The organism is Methylosarcina fibrata AML-C10, from assembly GCF_000372865.1.
In the GTDB taxonomy this organism is placed as follows: domain Bacteria; phylum Pseudomonadota; class Gammaproteobacteria; order Methylococcales; family Methylomonadaceae; genus Methylosarcina; species Methylosarcina fibrata.
The window spans coordinates 3,343,333-3,358,948 of record NZ_KB889965.1 but is presented as its reverse complement, the minus strand read 5'-3'; the positions used below and the strand labels follow the sequence as shown (position 1 = coordinate 3,358,948).

Below are 15,616 nucleotides of genomic sequence, written 5' to 3'. Positions count from 1 at the left end.
TTCCTTCCTCCCTAGCCGACTTAATTCAGGACACTCCATACTATGGCGCGTACCATTCTGGTAGTTGACGATCTTTCCGACTGGAATCCCTATTACCCCAGCGAGCAGGTAACCACTTTCGAAAATTATCTGGTCCTCGAGCAAGTCGATCCCGACCAGCGGGTCCGGGTGATCAATCTGTGCAGCAGCTACCGTTATCTCTCCGACGGCTATTACTGCTCGCTGCTGGCCGAGGCGCGGGGGCACCACGTCATCCCGTCGGTGAAAGTGCTCAACGACCTCGGCAAAAAGGCGCTGTACCGGCTGCAACTGGAAGATCTGTCCCAGACGTTGGCCAAAGCCTTCAAAAGCCGAAATAAAACCGGCGAAATCACCCTGCTGAGCTATTTCGGAACGACGCCGGAGGCGGAATTTCAGGAGCTGGCAAGGCTGCTGTTCGAGCGGTTTTCCTGTCCGGTGCTGGAGATTACCTTGCGCTTCTTCGGCCAGCAGTGGGAAATTACCGAATTGAAAGCGGTATCCCATAGAACTCTGAATGAATCCGAGCAGACTCTGTTCGCCGATGCCCTGGACATGTTCAGCAAGAAAGTCTGGCGCAAGGGACGCGCCCGCAAGACCGCGCGTTACGATTTGGCCATTTTGTTCAATCCGGAGGAAGAAATGCCGCCGAGCAACCGCGGCGCGCTGAAAAAATTCATCAATATCGGCCGGCAACTGGGCATCGACATCGAATTGATCACCCAGCAGCATTACGTGCGGCTGCCCGAGTTCGACGGGCTGTTTATCCGCGAAACGACGGCGATCGACCATCATACCTACCGCTTTTCGAAAAAAGCCGAGGCCGAAGGCCTGGTCGTCATCGACGATCCGACCTCGATGCTACGTTGCACCAATAAAGTTTATCTGGCCGACCTGTTCCGCACGCATAAGGTTCCTTCACCGAAGACCTGGCTGTTGCACCGGGGCAATGCGGCGCATCTGGACAAGCTCGAAGCCGAGGCCGGTTTTCCGGTGGTCGTTAAAATTCCGGACGGTTCCTTTTCGAGAGGCATCGTCAAAGTGCACAACCGGCACGAGCTGGACGTCAAGGTGCACGAGCTGTTTCAAAAGTCGGCCCTGCTGCTGGCGCAGGAATTCCTGTATACCGACTTCGACTGGCGCATCGGCGTGTTGAACAACAAGGCGCTCTACGCCTGCCGCTACTACATGGTGAAAAACCACTGGCAGATTTACCGCCACGGCGGCAAGCGCACCGACAGCGGCAATTTCGACACGCTGCCGACTTTCGAAGTGCCCAAGGCCGTGCTGGAAGCCGCCCTGAAAGCCACCCAGCCGATCGGCAACGGCTTTTACGGGGTCGACGTCAAGGAAAAAAACGGCAAGGGCTACGTCATCGAAGTCAACGACAATCCCAACGTCGACAGCGGCATCGAAGACAAATATCTGGGCGACGAACTGTACCGGCTGATACTGACCGAATTCTTAAGGCGGATGGAGAATCGGAGCAAGGGGTTGTAGGGTGACATCAAAAGAACAAGGTGTGAAAATTGGGGCTTGACCGGATGATTTCAAAAAGTAATCTGGATAAATATAACATTGAGAGGCAGAGTTTGATCCAAAGCCGTCTTTTATATGTTGGCGGAGCAGAACTTGTGAAAGTTAAAAATCGACTTGCAGAGTAACTAAGACCAATCCAATGAAGTTGGGTTATTGAATTAGAAAGTTAAGAAAGACGTGGTGCATGTGGATAGGAGAAGACGGTCCCGACCGTGGGTGCTTACTACTCCAAGTTAGGGCATCTTTATAGATATTATCAGATTCGAGATGCTCTGATTCGCGCTTAGTGCGCGTCAGATATGCATTTATTCCAGCCGCAGCTTCCTCTCCGTTTCCAGTTAACAAATAGCCTGCCATGAAGCCCACTGCATGGTTCCGACCATATTTTCCAGTTCGGAACCTGTCAATGCCTTCCACCACGTACTCACGACACAAATGTCTATCTATGCCAATGATGCGTTTGCATTCTATTATTGCATGAGGGTCGTGCTCTTGTGTTCTCAAGAACACTTCGATCAAAAATAGAGGGATATCGGTTCGACCATCGGGAATCACGACAGCGCTATTAGAGCGTGATTCGGTGCCAGGAAGGATTACTAGCAGATTTTTCCAGTGATGTCCGTTTGATTTCAGCTTGCATCGCATGCCATCGCGCAAGCGTTCTGTCATCAGAACTTCGCCTGCCTGTGCGTTGACATCGTCGAATCCACAAGCATACTGCCATCCAGCAACCAGTGTACGTAGGATCACTGCTGTAATCTCTGGCCCCAGATCAATGAATTCTTTGCCAAGTGGAGCAGCAGTTTCATAGGGAATTCTCAAGCATTGCCCCCCATGAAGCTCTCGACGACTACGGCATCGGCATCTTCCAGCGCGGCAATCCCCATCCAATATCGTCGCGAAGCTGGCTTTATGATTACAACCTCATTTCGCCCATGAATCCGCAATTCGCGTTGTCCGCTAAGAGCGGTAGCCAGCTTGACCTTTAGACGATTGCCGATGTTATTCAGAATGTCATTTAGTTCGCCATTCGTCTCAATCAAATCCACCCTTGTATTGCCTGGGCCGTCTTCAAGCACAAAACGAACGACTCTGAGAGCAGAATACTTTGGCAGATTGAAAATCTCTGCTCGCATATGTCGTTTGTTACGAGCCGAAAGCCAATCACTAATAACCGTCAAGAAAATTTCAGCATATTGTGCAATATCGCTGTGAACACTAGCACTTGCGACAGAGCTTTCTTTACCAGCTTGCCATTGCCAACTGGCACGATACAGACCATCTCGGATGATCACACGATCTGGCTCATCAAGGGCGTATAAATCGAATACCGCATTGTCCAGAACATGCCAATCTTCTTCTGTACAGACCTTATGCTGTAGATTTTCCTCGATTTGTAACAGTCGCTTGCCAGCTTCCGACTTTACGGATGCCTTCAGGTCTGGAGTTGGAAGCAGTGTGACATCATGCTGAAGCAAACGTCGTTTCCAGACACCGAACTCTGACGCGGACATCAAAAAGAACCAACTTGCAAGCGATGAACTTAATATCGCAGCGAGAAGATGCGCAGACTGGCGGTGAGCAACTGGCATCGATGCACCAAAGTATGCGTTAGTAAAGACCAAATCACGATCAGCCACCGCGACAATCGCACGAGGCCCCTCACTCAATGTTTCTTTAACTATGAGGATGGGGGCGCGGTAGATGTCTCGCGATCTCGGTCTTTGCGCATTAGATAAGTTGAATAAGGGAAGCGCATTCGGTATCTGAAACCGTCTGATGTCCTGTGTTTGTAACAACTCCAAACCCTTTAACGCCCGTGCGTCACGAGTCTGATTGTTTGGCAAGCCGCGAATCAGGCCGACATTCAACTCAGCATCCAAGGTCGCTAATTGAGCACCTAGCATAGAATGTGATGATGCTAACGAATCGAGTAGAGCCATATCACGCCTACATCCTATTGCTGCCGCCTTCAACTTCATCGGTCGCGCGTTTATTTCGGGTATCGTAAGTTTGATTATGTCGCTTGGCGATACTTCAAAAGAATGAGTTTTCGCACCGCTGGCAGTCCATGGGATTTGCACAACCGTCACTTGGTCTGAAGGTTGTGGCCGATGCCGAGCAAACAGCACAACAGCAGGCATCGTGGCTGTGGCGAATAGCCAACCGCATAGATTCGATAGGTTCACTAATGTTATTGGCGCAAGAAGCTGCATGACATACTGCGCCGCAGCCATGCCCGTATTGCTTCGGCTGAAAAATGGCATTGCACTGAGAACCACGCCAAAGCGAGTCTTTTCATGCGAGAACTCGACTGCACGCAACATGAAGTCGAGACCTTCACCCCGCGGCTGTGCGGGAACGCCAGCGGCGCGCATCTTACGGCGTGCTTCGGTTCCATTGTGCCCCTTGAAGCTCCATGGAGGGTTGCCAACGATGACATCGAATCGCTTCAAACCTGTAGGTGTAGTCAACACGACTTTGCCGTCCCCGCTTTGCCCAACGGTATGGGCATCTCCAATTAATAATGTTTTACCGATAAGGGGTTGGAACTTCAATGAATGTGGTGGTTGTGGATCGGGATCGATTTCAAGTGCGGCTAAATAGAGACTGAAGGCGGCCACACGCACAGCCGCCTCGCTGATATCAACCCCGTAAATCTGATTATAGAGAGTTGAACGAATTAAATCGCGGGTAGGTTGTTGTCCATTCGCCCGCAAGTGTACAAGACGGCGTAGCGCCTCGACGAGAAACACACCGGAGCCGCATGTCAAATCCAAAATAGACTCATTTCCTGTCAATCCATCCATGACTTCATCCAGCACCAAAGACACCAGGGACAGGCGAGTATAATGCACACCATTATTGACGGCTTCACTGGAGCGCCGATTATCTACTCGCGGCTCGGCATGAGCGAATTGCTCATAGATCGAACTTATGAGTTCAACAGGAATCACGTCAAACTGATAAGGGAACAGGTCTATCTGTCCGCTCAATGGATCGACGGCTTCCAGAAAATCAGCGACGCGCGAAAGGTGACTAATAGCTGGTGTATCACTGGCCGATGATGGTGGAAACATATCACCGTTGAAGGTCTGACTGAGCCAAGTAAAGAGCAGTTCTGTTGCCTTAGAATCACGCAAAATCGTTGGGAGCGAGGCATGATGGCAAAGTTCTTTTAAGAGTTTAGAGCTGACAATCTCCCGATCAATTAGATACTGGGTGAAGATCACGCGCCCAATCAGGGCTTGTGCCACATTGCGTTCAAGATTGGTCTTGACGAGATCGCTCTCCAGATATGCCAAGTCTAACAACAGCTTTTGGTCGACACTAGTTTTACGATTAACAGTGGGCGCTTGTGCCCAAAACTGGCCGGTCTCAAATGATATTCGCCCGGCCAGTGCATCCAGTTCACCAAGAGACGCTTCAATATTCCTAAAGGAATGAATTAAATATTTCTGAGTGTCTCCTTCTTTGATTGGTGCACCAAAGCCGTTATAAAGGTCAATACTTTCAGGAGAAATAACCCACAGTAAGGGTGCAAATCCCTCATTCCAAACCTCGCGGCGCCATTTGCTGACCAACGCATCAGTAGGAGTCGTATGTTCGAACTTGAAGTAGACGGTTAGCGACGATGGGCTGCGCCAGAGTGCATCGGGGGAAAAATCTCGGCCACGGCGTAACCTCTGAGCCTCCTGTCCAAAATATAAACCAGGAGTAGGCAACCCATCAGGTAGAAATCCTGTGGCCGCTAGAACCTGTTGCAGTGTTGCCGCGCTCACGTTTTCCCCCGTATTACAATAGGCGGGAACGGGAGCTCTAACTGATGCGAAAACAGCGTGGTCGGTAGCACTTGTTGCTGAATATCCGATACTAAAGGGGCAAGAGGAATCATTAATGCAGGTGCCGATGATAGAAGATTTAACTGATCAACTTCCGGATTGTAAAGTAACGCGTTGGTTGCTGTAACTAAAACGATACCCTGATTCAATGAGGCTGGCCCCATGGTGGGAAGCATCCGAAAAAGTGCGTCAATGCCACCGCTTAAAGTGGCAATATGGACGCCTAAAGAACCTACCAGGGTTTTTGTTACAGCCAAACCTATGAGATCGGCAAATGTGAAGCGAGAGGATTTGCCACTCTTGGTTGCAAGATATGGAATAGTTTTTCGCCAATGACGAACAGTCTCAACCGATACCCCAGTCAAGGCTCGTGCCTGTTCTTGAGTAAATTGAATGGTAGTTACAACTTGCATTCTCGTTGTCTACAACATGAAAATAATGCAATTATTACTTATATAATCGTGCTGTGCAACAAGAGTCCGTAACTATAATTAGCAAAGTCATATCTTTCGTCTACTGCCCCATAATTTTATTATTTTTTATATCAGTCATAACGTAATAATCAGAGTTGAAGGACTGCTTGTGGCAGAACTCAGACTGTCAGTGTCAAGTTTAATCTAAACAGATCAGGACTTACGCAAAATATCTGATCGCTGAAGGCACATGAATCAAAGACTGAGGTCAAAAGCGACATCAAGTTATGATCAAATCTTTTATGACTCGCCTGGATTATTGCCAATTTCTGCTGGTCAGCCAGATCAATTATACGCTGACCTATTTTGCCGATCACCATGACACCTTCAGCCACGATGCCATCAACCGCTACCTGCAACGAGAACGGATGACCCCGCGGCTGATATGGGACAACGTCCGCAACGACATCGTCCTCACACCGGCCGGCTACCTGATCTTCGACGACACCGTGCTGGATAAGGACTTCTCCCGAAAGATTGCCCTAGTACGTCACCAGTACAGCGGCAATGCCCATGGCCTGATTCGCGGTATCGGCGTCGTGACCTGCGTCTATGTCAATCCGGAGTTGGATCAGTTCTGGCTGATCGACTACCGGCTCTACGATCCCGATGGCGACGGCCAATCCAAACTGGATCATGTCCACGACATGCTCGGCAATGCCGTGCATCACAAGCGTTTGCCGTTTCACGCCGTGCTGATGGATAGCTGGTACGCCACGAAAGACCTGATGTTATTCATCGAATCCTTGCAGAAAGTCTATTATTGTCCGCTCAAGGCTAACCGCCAAGTGGATGATTCCGGCGGCGAGCGACCTTACCAACGGGTCGACTCGCTGATCTGGAGCCCGACCGAGCGGGCGCACGGTAAAACCATCAAGATCAGAGGCTTTCCCAAACACCACAAGGTGCACCTGTTCCGGGTTGAGGTGTCCACCCACCGCACGGATTGGGTCGTGACCAACGAGCCCACTCAGCATTCCACGGCGGCCGCACAACAGGCGTGCGGCTATCGCTGGAAGATCGAGCAACTGCACCGCGAAGGCAAACAGGTCACCGGAAGGGAACGCTGCCAGTGCCGCTCTGCCCGCATTCAGCGCAATCATATTGCCTGCGCTTTCCTGGTTTGGGTTCGACTGAAGCAATTGGCCTACACCTCGGGACGGACGGTCTATCAATTGAAACAGAAGCTACTCGATGACTACCTCTGCCAACAGCTCAGAAATCCATCTCTACGCATGAGCCTTGCGTAAGTCCTGCAGATGTTTAAATATGTCCGGTCACGTCTGGAGTATTACAACTTTTCTACCGCATCGGCATATCTCAATCATCGCATCAGTTGGCCTTGCTACGCCGCTTTTAAACAGTCTTCCACCAGAGCCCGCAAAGCAGATGCATTAAGAGGCGCGGCGCCTTCGGCGGTGTTGTCGAAATAAACATGCACCTCCTTGCCCTGGATAATCCACCCGGCAATGCGCCCGGCCCAATGGGCCAGTTCGGGTTGGCTGTAGGAAGAAACATAAGTTCTCGTATGCCCATGCAGACGAATATAAACCAGGTTCGACGTGGTACGGTCCCACATCGGCCAGGATTGGGCGTCGGACAGGCAAACGGCAATATTGGCTTGAGCCAGGCAATCGGCGGTTTCGTCATCAAACCACGAGGAGTGCCGGAATTCGATGCTGTGGCGCGCTTCGGGCCATTGCCGCAAGGCATCGGTAAAATCCTTTAGCCGGGCCGGGTCTTTTTTTAACGAGCCGGGCAGTTGCCATAACACGGCGGCCAGTTTGTTGCCGAGCGCTTCGGCATGGTGTTTTTCGATCGCTATCGACGGCTCCGGATCGAGCAGTTTTTTGTTGTGGGTCAGGTAGCGGTTGGCTTTTATTGCGAACTTGAACGCCGGCGGGGTGCCGCTGAACCATTTAGTCAACGTATCGGGGTTTTGCAGACGATAAAAAGTGGCGTTGATTTCCACCGCGGAAAATCGCTCGGCGTAGCATTTCAGCCAGTCCTTTCGGGCAACGCCGGCGTAAAAAGTGTGCTGCCATTCCGGATAGCTCCAGCCGCTGGTGCCGATATGTAGCGCTTGCATATTAAAAGCTGACGTCGAGGCTTTTCACTCATTTCATTCAAGTGGAAAGGAAACAGGTTCCGGACAAGGTTGGGAGAAAACGCTCGTTCGGGCAGTATTAATGCGATAAACGCCCTAAATTACTCAAATAGCCGTTTTTCCTGGCCAGATAGTCATCGACAAAGGCCTGCATCGGCTGAGACTCATAGCTACCCGTCAAGCTGATCGCCAGTTTTTTAAAGCCTGCGCCAACCGTAGTCTCGCCGGTCTTGATCAGGAAGTGTAACAAAGCCGAGGCGCGCTTGCCGTTGACTTCCATTGTCGGTGCCGCCATCTCCACGGACGCCTGCCGAAAATCAAGACGATCGAACGACAGGGTCATGCTTTCATAAATCACCAGCGGCCGGTTCAGGTTGAACATGACGTTTTCCCGGGCCAGTAAAGGCACCAGCACGTGGGGGAAATTCTGTCCCGAGAAAGCCACGTAGTCGCGAGCAAAGCTTTCGATCAAGGCCGAATCCCGGCTCACGTCGCCCGACCGTTCGATCTGCAAATAGGTCTTGCCTTGCTGGTCGTTCACGTCGAGCCGGCCGGCATCGGTGGCGGGAAAGTCCAGCAGGACGCCATGCCCGACCATGCCCGAAAAGATAAAGTGCATGTTCTGGCTCAGGCCGTATTTCTCCAAGGCCAGTGAAAACAGCAAATCGCCGGGAACGCAAAAACGTTTTGCATCCACGTCGTGCAAAGGGTTGAAATCATGGGCTACTTCTTTGGCGAACATGCTGGCCTGCTCGGCTGAAATGCTGACAAAGCCATCCTGAATTCCATAAAATTCTTTTAGAAACATAATGTTATATTATTATTTGGGTGAAACGGGTTAATTCTACCATACTGTTTCACTTATGCGGAATCTCCAAGCTTTCAGTTTACGGGACAAGTCCGGTTTCGACTCCGGCTTTTTTTGCGGATGGCCTACAATCTTGATTGCTCCGGGGCCTGCCAGGATATAATGATGTTTTCATACTCCGCATGCGTCAGAGCTTGTGGGATGTGAAATTAATTTATCCTGATATTTTTTCTTGCGGACAGGATCTTCGGACCAGCACCTTATCCCTCCTTTGGGTTAATCGGTAATGAATACCACTGTTCCATAATAAAAACGACTATAAGGAATGAAATGAATAAGAAACTTGCAGTGTTTATGGCCGCTTTATGTCTCGGTTTGTCGGCATGCAACAGGGAAAAGGGTAATACGGACAAGATGAAGCCGGTTTTCGTCAATAACTGTATAAAACAGGAAAGTGCCACGCGTCCTGCGGATCAGGCTGACTCTTATTGCAATTGCGTGGCCGATGCGGTGTTCGGCAACAGTGACATTTCCGATTCAACCAAGAATCTCATGCCTACCTTGAGCGATAAGAGCAGCGAACTCTACAAGCAAAACGATATAGCCATGGTCAGGGGAGCGCTGATGTCCTGCTACACCGCTAATTTTTATAAAAAGAAATAGTGGATAAGAATTTCCTGTGCCGCTTGCGGCCGGGACCTTAAGGACTTCATTTTTTTGCCTACAGGAGGGCCGAGTCCGGGATAACGGAAAGAGCTGGATTCGACCCGCCGTCATTCCGCATGAAGAGTCGCTTTCGTTAGCAGAAACCTTCACTCTCCCGCCAGCGCCTCCTGCAATTCCGCAACCGACTGCGGCCGGTTTTTAGGATTCAGTTCCATTGCCCAGTCGACCGCTTTCAAAAACGGTTCGGAATAGCCGCGCTTAAAGGCCTTGACCGCGGAGACCAGGGTATCGTGACGGACCCTCTCCGGCGCGGGAACCGGCGTCCTGGCTTCGATGCAGGCGCGCATGCTGGCGCCGATCGCGTAGATGTCCGACCAGGGACCCATTCTGGCGTTCTGGTGATACTGTTCGATGGGGGAAAAGCCTTTGGTCAGGATTTTGATCTGCTTGCTGAGTTGCGAATGGGGAAAGGTTTGCAGGGCGCCGAAATCGAGCAATAAGGAATCGCTGCCGGGCCGGACCAGAATGTTGGCCGGTTTGATGTCGAGATGAAGCACATGATGGCTGTGGATATGGCCTACGCCCGCCAGCAGGGTGCCGAACACCGCCCTCAAAAAGTCTTCGGTGACGGCCACGGTTTTATTTTTCAGGATCTTGTCCAGCGTGATGCCGTAATCGTAGACCATTACCATATAAACGGTCGAATTGGCTTCGAAAAAATTGATTACTTCGACGATATTGGGATGTTTTAACGTTGCCAGTACCTTGGCTTCTTCAAAGAAAAGGCTTCTACCGCGCCGAAACAAGGACTGGGTCTGTTCACTGTTGGCTACAACCACGTTATTCCAGGTCCGATGCGCCAGCTTTCGGGGCAGATACTCCTTGATGGCGACCTGGATCTGATCGGCCATCTGCCGGGCCAGATACACCGAACTGAAGCCGCCGTGCGCCAGTTCCCGCTCGATCATGTACTGGTCTATAATGGTCCCGCTCTGAAGATAGTTCCATTCTTTGGGATATGTTTCCGGATCGTAATATTCAATCATTTTTATTTTGAATTAGAATCCAGCCAGAACAGGTGTTTAATGATTAGAAGCATGACCGCATTTGCCGGTAGTGAAGCGGAAATCAGCGATTTAACTATAGATTGTGAAATGCGGTCGGTCAATCACCGTTACAGCGATATCACGGTCAAGCTCCCCGAGCGCATGCGTTTCCTGGAAGCCGACATTCGCTCCCGGATCGCCGACAAGATCCACCGGGGCAAAGTGGAATGCAGCCTGAGCTACAGAAAACAGGCCAGGGCGGGAGCCAGTTTTCTGGTCAATCGCGACGCCGTGGCCGCGCTGCTGGAAGCGACCCGGCAAATCGAAGAGCTGATGCCCGGGCTCTCGTCCTTTTCGGCGCTCGACGTGCTTGCCTTTCCCGGCATTCAGCAGGAACCGGAAGCGGGCAGGGAGCAACTGGCTCAAGAAATCACCGCCCTGGTCGAACAAACCCTGGCGAAATTGCTGGAAGTGCGGGAAAGAGAAGGGGCGCAGCTTAAAGCGATGATCGAGGAGCGTTGCCAGACCATGCTGGGCCATGTCGCTTCGGCCAGGAAGCGCATTCCGGAAGTGCTGCAGTTGATTCGCAACCGGTTGCGGGACAGAGTGGCCGAATTGGTTGCCCAGCCGGATTACGAGCGCCTTGAGCAGGAACTGGTCCTGATCACTCAAAAACTCGATATTGCCGAAGAACTGGACCGGCTGGAAACTCACATCAACGAAGTCCTGAGAGTCCTGAGGCAGCGCGAGCCGGTCGGGCGAAGACTGGATTTTCTGATGCAGGAACTGCACCGCGAAGCCAATACTCTGGGCTCCAAGTCCGCCGACAAGGAAACGACCCAGATTTCGATCGAGCTCAAGGTGCTTATCGAGCAGATGCGAGAACAGGTACAGAATATTGAGTGATGTTTCGGGTTGTCGCGGTCTGTCCGCGGGAACCGCCGGTAAACTCGGTTACGGCGAGAAGGGTCATGGGCCCAAAACGAAGGCATGCTCAACCGATATCGGAACGATTGAGGTGCCGGTCCCCTGGTCACGACTGTAAAGATAAGCTCCGCTTACCTTGGCTCTGTTGCCGTCGCTTAAGGCGGACCCAGACTCTGGAGAAACTGCTGCCCCGGCTCTATTTGAAAAGTTTTCGGCATTTTGCAATCGACCCGAAGTTGCACTCTTCTCGCACTAAGCGCTGTTCCGCTTCGGTCAAGCCTTTCACATATTTCATTTATCTCTCTACAACCAGCCCCCTCTGTCTGATTTTACCTGGCTTTTTATGCAAACCTACTTATCTTACTTTCTAGTGTAACGTCCCCAACATTTCTTTAGGGCCGTAGGCTGGGTTGAGGAACGAAACCCAGCATTTAGGGATGCGGATATGCTGGGTTTCCGCAAAGCTCCAACCCAGCCTACGGCCCTTGCTACGCAGTGTCATCGCGTTGAACAGTTTTATAGAAATTGAAAGGAAAGGCTTGCTCGCAACGTGTACAGATCAGCAATAACCTCTGAAGGTAAAGAGCCCCCTTCTTGTTCTTCTGATCCTTTAATAGGCAAAACAATATCAATCTCAAAAAATTCAGGCAACACTCGATCTCGAACCTTGCAAAGGTGGCTTATTCCACCAAGATGTTGCACAAGCGCAGGAATCATTTCAGCCATTCTGCATCCATAGGGAAATTCTAACGAGTACTTCACTATAGGCCGCTTTAGCAATGTCTTGACACCCGGCTTGACTGGCTCACCTTGCTTTCCAAGCCTAGTTGCAGTCACACCCACAAAGGATTCGACTTCCTGTGGAGTCAATTCGAATCCTCTAAAGGTTAATGATATTGATCTAGCCCGTCTTAAAGTCATAATCTTTCTTTTTCGCCTCCTCTGACGCCATTCCATAACCAATAGTCACCAGTCGTCTTGTCACGATAGATGTCTACACCACCTTCACCTCGACCATCCTTCGCATCTTGATAACCAGCTTCCTGAGCAACTTTATTTCCTTCTCGCTCTTTTACCTTGGTGAGATCTTTTTCATTCGGCTGAGCATCATCGCTAGCCTCGCTATGCATTGCATTCCGGCAAGCTTGAACGGCATTCGACACAGCCTGAGCAGCTTTTTGACACACCGAGGGAGCTACAGCACAAACGGCGGCGGGAATAGCGGCGGCGGCTGCACGAGCTGCTGGAATAGCCATTAACCCATTCGGATCGGTCAGATTCACCGGATTTCCATTGACATAGGCATAAGCATAAGCATTAATGCCTCCCGCCAAGCCAGTCGGGTCACTGTCGATGTAGCGTCCCGTGACCGAATCGTAATCCCTGTAGTAGTTATAATGCAAGCCGGTTTCCTTATCGTAAAACTGCCCAGGGAAACGCAGGTTGTATTCGAACAGGAGGCCATCCCCGTCCGGGTCGCCATTAGGCAGGACGGTGCCGAAGGCGTCCGTAGCATCCCAGCGCCAGACCGGGGTGTTGGCACTATTCAGGATTACCCTGGGCGCATTGAGGTGGTCAGGGCCGTAGGCTGGGTTGAGGAACGAAACCCAGCATTTAGGGATGCGGATATGCTGGGTTTCCGCAAAGCTCCAACCCAGCCTACGGCCCTCTGACTTCCGCCTCAATCGCGGACGCAAGCAACTGCTGTGCGCCTTCCCGCAAAATCTCTGTCAGGGCGTCGGCTACCGAACCGGGGGACCCTGGATTTTTTAGTGAAATTACCGTATCTTCACTCATGGCGTATTGTAAGCGTCTAGCCGTCCCATCTGTTCAAGCACTACCGGACAGTTCATCCTTGTTATTTTTGGCGAGGATGAATCATGGCATTATCGAAACGATGGCTCGATCATATCGAAGCTTGGCAAAGCAGTGATTTAAAGCAGTCGGCTTATTGCCGGCAACACAGCCTTAACAGTCGTACCTTTGCGGCACGACTATCGGATTACCGCAAGGGTCGAGGCGTCCCGCCCTTGGCCTTGATCCCGGTCCACGTTGAAAACGCAGCCCCATCCATCGAGCGTCTGGTGCTGCAGTGTCGCCAAGGTCACCGGCTGGAGTTGCCCGCGACCGTTTCGGCCGTTTGGTTGGCAGAGCTGTTACGATGCCTAGCCTGATCGCAAGTCCGGCGCAGATTTGGCTGGCGGTGGCGCCGGTCGATATGCGCCGTGGCCTGGATGGCTTAACCGCGATCGTCCAGGAGAGCCTGGGACATTCGCCGGGCGCCGGATCGGCCTTTATCTTCCGCAACCGTGCCGGCAATCGGTTACGCCTGTTGCTGTGGGACGGCAATGGGGTTTGGCTCTGTCAGCGGCGTCTGCACCAGGGGGTTTTTGTATGGCCTAAAGCCAATGAAGCGGTGTTTGCGATCAGTCAGGCGCAGTGGCACTGGTTAGCCGCCGGCGTCGACTGGCAACGGCTATCGGCACAACCGTCAGCAGAATGGCGGGTGTAAGGTGAAACTTTAAAAACCGATGAAACTCAATAAAATCAAGGCGCTCAGAGGGTTCATACGGTATAATGACAGCCATGAACCCCCTCGCCAAACTCGATCAGTTGAACCTGGAGCCTTCGGCAAAAACCGAAGTAGCCGCATTGATTCAAGCGCTGATCGAGCAGGCTGAGCGGGATGCCAAAGCCATTCAGAGCAAAGACGTCAAAATCGCCGCGCTGACGCACGAGTTGGCCTATTACAAGCGCATCCGTTTCAGTACCCAAAGCGAAGCCTGGGCGCCGCTGCAGCGGGATGTGTTCGAGGAAACCTGGAACACGGATATTTCGGCCATCGATGCCGAAGTCGAGCAACTGCAGGACGAACCTTGCGACACTGTCGCTCGCCCCAAACGCTTACGCGCCGGCCGGCAACCGTTACCGTCTCACTTGCCTCGCATCGAACACCGGCATGAACCCGAATCCTGCACTTGCGGCCAATGCGGCCGGGACTTGATCCAGATCGGCGAAGATGTGACCGAGCAACTGGATGTCGAGCCAGCCCGGTTTTTCGTGCACCGACATATCCGCCCCCAGTACGCTTGCCGGAGCTGCGAAACCGTGACGGCGGCGCCGATTCCGCCGGCGGTGATCGATGGCGGGATGGCGGCGGTCGGCTTGTTGAGCTGGGTGATGATCAGCAAATTCCAGGACCATCTGCCGCTGTATCGCTTGGAGCAAATCGCCGCCCGCGACGGCGTTGCCTTATCCCGTTCCACCTTGGCCGATTGGGTCGGGCGCCTCGGCGTGGCCTTGCAGCCTTTGTCCGATCGATTGACCTGGCACCTCTTGCAACGCGATTGCCTGCATGCCGATGAGACGCCAGTGCCGCAACTGGATCCCGGCAACGGCAAAACCAAGAAAGCCTACCTGTGGGCCTACCGCAGCAATGACCTGCAACCGGGGCCGAAGATCCTCGTCTTCGATTATCAAGCCGGCCGCAGCGGCCGGCATGCCGGGCAGTTTCTAGGCGATTGGCAAGGCTACCTCGTGGTCGATGACTACGCCGGCTACAAAGCCCTGTTTGCGGCCGCCCGTGCGCATCCCGAGGATCAACGCCTAATCGAACCGTGTGTTGAACTGGCCTGTTGGGCGCATGCGCGGCGGAAATTCTTCGACTTGTTCCAGGCCAGTCAGAGTCCGATCGCGCAAGAAGCCTTGAGCCGCATCGCCGTATTGTATGCGATCGAAGCCGAAGGTCGTGCCCTAACGCCTGCTGAGCGCCAAGCCTTGCGCGTCCAGAAAAGCCGGCCGGCACTGGTCGGCCTGCACGATTGGCTGCAACAGACCCGACTGACCACCGCGCCCAACAGTGCCACCGCCAAAGCGATTGATTACAGCTTGAAGCGCTGGGACGCGCTGAGGCGTTACGCCGAAACCGGTGATTTGCCCATCGACAACAACCCTGTCGAAAACAGCATTCGGCCGATTGCCTTGGGTAAAAAGAACTGGCTGTTCGCAGGTTCCGAACGCGCCGGCCAACGGGCGGCGGTCATTCAAACCTTGCTCGGCACCGCCAAGCTCAACGGCCTCGATCCCTCGGCCTGGTTAAAAGATATCCTGGAAAAACTCCCCACCTGGCCCAACAGCCGCATTGACGAACTGCTGCCTTTCGCTGTCACGGATTAAATCATAACCAGAAC

15 protein-coding genes and 1 pseudogene are annotated in these 15,616 nt (G+C 52.4%); 7 read left to right on the top strand and 9 right to left on the bottom strand.

Annotated elements, in window-relative coordinates; all coding sequences use genetic code 11:
• Positions 1 to 42: 42 nt before the first annotated feature.
• Positions 43 to 1,518: a RimK family protein gene (locus A3OW_RS0115720; protein WP_020564405.1), complete on the top strand. Its 1,476-nt coding sequence runs from the start codon at positions 43 to 45 to the stop codon at positions 1,516 to 1,518.
• A gap of 189 nt (positions 1,519 to 1,707) precedes the next feature.
• Here A3OW_RS0115720 and A3OW_RS25185 read toward each other — a convergent pair whose 3' ends face one another.
• From A3OW_RS25185 to A3OW_RS0115705, 3 genes are read right to left on the bottom strand one after another with little or no spacing between them, the layout of a single operon-like run.
• Positions 1,708 to 2,379, bottom strand: coding sequence for a hypothetical protein (locus tag A3OW_RS25185; RefSeq protein WP_020564404.1), 672 nt, complete (start codon positions 2,377 to 2,379; stop codon positions 1,708 to 1,710).
• On the bottom strand, positions 2,376 to 5,339 hold the full coding sequence (locus A3OW_RS0115710; protein ID WP_020564403.1) for an HsdM family class I SAM-dependent methyltransferase: 2,964 nt from the start codon (positions 5,337 to 5,339) through the stop codon (positions 2,376 to 2,378). The genes A3OW_RS25185 and A3OW_RS0115710 overlap by 4 nt, the downstream gene beginning before the upstream one ends.
• Positions 5,336 to 5,812 (bottom strand): hypothetical protein, encoded by a 477-nt coding sequence (locus A3OW_RS0115705; RefSeq protein WP_020564402.1) that lies wholly within the window; start codon positions 5,810 to 5,812, stop codon positions 5,336 to 5,338. The genes A3OW_RS0115710 and A3OW_RS0115705 overlap by 4 nt, the downstream gene beginning before the upstream one ends.
• A 287-nt stretch (positions 5,813 to 6,099) precedes the next feature.
• Between A3OW_RS0115705 and A3OW_RS0115700 the strand changes: the two genes are divergently transcribed.
• Positions 6,100 to 7,122, top strand: coding sequence for an IS701 family transposase (locus A3OW_RS0115700; RefSeq protein WP_020562072.1), 1,023 nt, complete (start codon positions 6,100 to 6,102; stop codon positions 7,120 to 7,122).
• A 95-nt stretch (positions 7,123 to 7,217) separates the two neighbouring features.
• Here the strand turns inward: A3OW_RS0115700 and A3OW_RS0115695 are convergent, their stop codons facing one another.
• A complete protein-coding gene (locus A3OW_RS0115695) occupies positions 7,218 to 7,961 on the bottom strand; it encodes a DUF72 domain-containing protein (RefSeq protein WP_020564401.1) in 744 nt (247 codons plus the stop codon).
• A gap of 97 nt (positions 7,962 to 8,058) precedes the next feature.
• Positions 8,059 to 8,787, bottom strand: a complete 729-nt coding sequence (locus tag A3OW_RS0115690; protein WP_020564400.1) for a DUF3581 domain-containing protein — start codon at positions 8,785 to 8,787, stop codon at positions 8,059 to 8,061.
• Positions 8,788 to 9,117: 330 nt separating this feature from the next.
• On the opposite strand from A3OW_RS0115690, the gene A3OW_RS0115685 reads away from it, so the two are divergent.
• Positions 9,118 to 9,450: a hypothetical protein gene (locus A3OW_RS0115685; protein ID WP_020564399.1), complete on the top strand. Its 333-nt coding sequence runs from the start codon at positions 9,118 to 9,120 to the stop codon at positions 9,448 to 9,450.
• A 149-nt stretch (positions 9,451 to 9,599) separates the two neighbouring features.
• Here the strand turns inward: A3OW_RS0115685 and A3OW_RS0115680 are convergent, their stop codons facing one another.
• The gene (locus A3OW_RS0115680; protein ID WP_020564398.1) at positions 9,600 to 10,499 is read right to left on the bottom strand and encodes a serine/threonine protein kinase; all 900 of its coding nucleotides are present in this window, start codon (positions 10,497 to 10,499) and stop codon (positions 9,600 to 9,602) included.
• Positions 10,500 to 10,550: 51 nt separating this feature from the next.
• Between A3OW_RS0115680 and A3OW_RS0115675 the strand changes: the two genes are divergently transcribed.
• Positions 10,551 to 11,405 carry a YicC/YloC family endoribonuclease gene (locus A3OW_RS0115675; RefSeq protein WP_408605655.1) on the top strand — a complete coding sequence of 285 codons (855 nt, stop codon included), beginning with the start codon at positions 10,551 to 10,553 and terminating at the stop codon, positions 11,403 to 11,405.
• Positions 11,406 to 11,942: 537 nt separating this feature from the next.
• Here the strand turns inward: A3OW_RS0115675 and A3OW_RS27940 are convergent.
• The 3 genes and pseudogenes from A3OW_RS27940 to A3OW_RS29240 form a co-directional block, all read right to left on the bottom strand.
• Positions 11,943 to 12,152 carry a hypothetical protein gene (locus A3OW_RS27940; RefSeq protein WP_157385916.1) on the bottom strand — a complete coding sequence of 70 codons (210 nt, stop codon included), beginning with the start codon at positions 12,150 to 12,152 and terminating at the stop codon, positions 11,943 to 11,945.
• A 191-nt stretch (positions 12,153 to 12,343) separates the two neighbouring features.
• Positions 12,344 to 13,111, bottom strand: coding sequence for an RHS repeat-associated core domain-containing protein (locus A3OW_RS27240; RefSeq protein WP_232422451.1), 768 nt, complete (start codon positions 13,109 to 13,111; stop codon positions 12,344 to 12,346).
• Positions 13,098 to 13,223: pseudogene (locus A3OW_RS29240) on the bottom strand (IS256 family transposase); the annotation flags it as partial. The pseudogene A3OW_RS29240 and the gene A3OW_RS27240, both read right to left, overlap by 14 nt.
• Before the next feature lie 83 nt (positions 13,224 to 13,306).
• On the opposite strand from A3OW_RS29240, the gene tnpA reads away from it, so the two are divergent.
• The 3 genes from tnpA (at position 13,307) to tnpC (ending at position 15,602) form a co-directional block, all read left to right on the top strand.
• Positions 13,307 to 13,600, top strand: a complete 294-nt coding sequence (gene tnpA / locus A3OW_RS27235; RefSeq protein WP_083918224.1) for an IS66 family insertion sequence element accessory protein TnpA — start codon at positions 13,307 to 13,309, stop codon at positions 13,598 to 13,600.
• Positions 13,588 to 13,938, top strand: coding sequence for an IS66 family insertion sequence element accessory protein TnpB (gene tnpB / locus A3OW_RS25180; RefSeq protein WP_020564394.1), 351 nt, complete (start codon positions 13,588 to 13,590; stop codon positions 13,936 to 13,938). Before tnpA ends, tnpB begins: the two co-directional genes overlap by 13 nt.
• Positions 13,939 to 14,012: 74 nt before the next feature.
• Positions 14,013 to 15,602, top strand: coding sequence for an IS66 family transposase (gene tnpC, locus A3OW_RS0115650; protein WP_020564393.1), 1,590 nt, complete (start codon positions 14,013 to 14,015; stop codon positions 15,600 to 15,602).
• Positions 15,603 to 15,616 lie beyond the last annotated feature (14 nt).

Coding starts and splice junctions, on each gene's coding strand:
- A3OW_RS0115675 (WP_408605655.1), top strand. CDS start 10,551: ATGACCGCATTTGCCGGTAGTGAAGCGGAAATCAGCGATTTAACTATA.
- A3OW_RS27940 (WP_157385916.1), bottom strand. CDS start 12,152: ATGGCTGAAATGATTCCTGCGCTTGTGCAACATCTTGGTGGAATAAGC.
- tnpC (WP_020564393.1), top strand. CDS start 14,013: ATGAACCCCCTCGCCAAACTCGATCAGTTGAACCTGGAGCCTTCGGCA.
- A3OW_RS0115700 (WP_020562072.1), top strand. CDS start 6,100: ATGATCAAATCTTTTATGACTCGCCTGGATTATTGCCAATTTCTGCTG.
- A3OW_RS0115695 (WP_020564401.1), bottom strand. CDS start 7,961: ATGCAAGCGCTACATATCGGCACCAGCGGCTGGAGCTATCCGGAATGG.
- tnpA (WP_083918224.1), top strand. CDS start 13,307: ATGGCATTATCGAAACGATGGCTCGATCATATCGAAGCTTGGCAAAGC.
- A3OW_RS0115680 (WP_020564398.1), bottom strand. CDS start 10,499: ATGATTGAATATTACGATCCGGAAACATATCCCAAAGAATGGAACTAT.
- A3OW_RS0115720 (WP_020564405.1), top strand. CDS start 43: ATGGCGCGTACCATTCTGGTAGTTGACGATCTTTCCGACTGGAATCCC.
- A3OW_RS0115690 (WP_020564400.1), bottom strand. CDS start 8,787: ATGTTTCTAAAAGAATTTTATGGAATTCAGGATGGCTTTGTCAGCATT.
- A3OW_RS0115685 (WP_020564399.1), top strand. CDS start 9,118: ATGAATAAGAAACTTGCAGTGTTTATGGCCGCTTTATGTCTCGGTTTG.
- A3OW_RS0115705 (WP_020564402.1), bottom strand. CDS start 5,812: ATGCAAGTTGTAACTACCATTCAATTTACTCAAGAACAGGCACGAGCC.
- tnpB (WP_020564394.1), top strand. CDS start 13,588: ATGCCTAGCCTGATCGCAAGTCCGGCGCAGATTTGGCTGGCGGTGGCG.